Below are 451 nucleotides of genomic sequence, written 5' to 3' on the forward strand. Positions count from 1 at the left end.
GGGTAAGAGGGCAAGGGGTAAGAGGGCAAGGTGAAGAGGTGCAAGGGGCAAGAGGTGCAAGGGGCAAGAGGTGCAAGGGGCAAGAGGTGCAAGGGACAAGAGGTGCAAGGGGCAAGAGGTGCAAGGGGCAAGAGGTGCAAGGGGCAAGAGGACAAGGTGAAAAGCGGCAAGGTGAAGAGGATGAGGGGATCCTGTCGGGGAACGACAAGCCGCCGGCTTCGTGCCGGCGGCTGTTGCGTGGGTGCTGCGTGGGTGCTGCGAGGGGGCGAGCTTACAGCGTGGTGACGCTGACCTCGCCGTTGCCTCGTGTGTCGTGGGCGAACTGCCCGCTGCCCCGTAGCGCTTGAGCGGCTGCGTCACTTTGCCCCTCACCGACCAGCGGGTTGCGGCTTGCCGAAATGTCGGTGGCCAGTTGCGTGGCATCGGCGACGTTCTGCAGAGCCTGGTCCGC

1 protein-coding gene is annotated in these 451 nt (G+C 64.7%); it reads right to left on the reverse strand.

The features are described 5' to 3' along the window. Nucleotides 1–271 precede the first annotated feature (271 nt). Nucleotides 272–451 (reverse strand): hypothetical protein (locus tag BTW07_RS19960; protein WP_158025907.1); only part of this gene is annotated, 180 nt, incomplete at its 5' end.

Origin of the sequence: Salinicola socius, from assembly GCF_001937195.1 — a bacterium.
GTDB lineage: Bacteria > Pseudomonadota > Gammaproteobacteria > Pseudomonadales > Halomonadaceae > Salinicola > Salinicola socius.